The 880-nt window shown below is 69.7% G+C and carries 1 protein-coding gene; it reads left to right on the forward strand.

All coding sequences use genetic code 11. The annotated features are described in order from the left end of the window. The first annotated feature begins 4 nt into the window (after positions 1-4). Positions 5-724 (forward strand): glycerol-3-phosphate 1-O-acyltransferase PlsY, encoded by a 720-nt coding sequence (gene plsY, locus I73_RS29105; protein WP_040500966.1) that lies wholly within the window; start codon positions 5-7, stop codon positions 722-724. Positions 725-880 lie beyond the last annotated feature (156 nt).

Consider the following 880-nt stretch of genomic DNA (forward strand, 5'->3'; position numbering starts at 1 on the left):
TGCCATGGATGCACTGATTTCCCTGCTGGCCATCGTGCTGGCCTACCTCGTCGGTTCACTCTCGTTCGCGGTCATCGTCAGCCGCCTGATGGGCCTGGACGACCCCCGCAGCTACGGCTCGGGCAACCCCGGCGCTACCAATGTGCTGCGCTCGGGCAGCAAGAAGGCGGCCATCCTCACCCTGCTGCTGGACGCGGTGAAGGGCGTGGTGCCGGTGCTGGTGGCCCAGGCCCTGGCGCCCACCCTGCACTGGGGCGAGCTGACCATCGGCCTGGTGGGCCTGGCGGCCTTCCTGGGGCACCTGTGGCCGGTGTTCTTCCGCTTCCAGGGCGGCAAGGGCGTGGCCACGGCGGCCGGCGTCATCCTGGCGCTGCACTGGCCGCTGGGCCTGGCCGTGCTGGCCACCTGGCTGGCGGTGGCCTTCGTCACCCGCTACTCGTCGCTGGCAGCCCTGGTGGCGGCCGTGGCGGCCCCGCTCATCCAGCTGCTGGTGTGGCCGCCCTCGGGCCTGGCCCTGCCGCTCATCGCCATGAGCCTGCTGCTGATCTGGCGCCATGGCGCCAACATCCGCAAGCTCATCGCCGGCACCGAATCCAAGATTGGCCAGAAGGCGGGGGCCCCTGCGGCGGCCAAGCCCGCCGCGTCGCACGCGCACGAGAAGCCGCACCGCGACCACCCGCACCGTCACCATTCCCACTCCCATTCCAGCAAAGGAAAACACTGACATGATCCAACGCTTCGACGTCGGCGCCCGCATGTGCGAAATGACCGTCCACAACGGCGTGGCCTACCTGGCCNGCCAGGTGGCCGAAGATGGCTCGCAAGACATCGTGGGCCAGACCCGCCAGGGTGCTGGCGCCATCGATGCCCTGCTGGCCAA

The organism is Ideonella sp. B508-1, assembly GCF_000333615.1.
GTDB lineage: Bacteria > Pseudomonadota > Gammaproteobacteria > Burkholderiales > Burkholderiaceae_C > Ideonella.

Coding starts and splice junctions, on each gene's coding strand:
- plsY (WP_040500966.1), top strand. CDS start 5: ATGGATGCACTGATTTCCCTGCTGGCCATCGTGCTGGCCTACCTCGTC.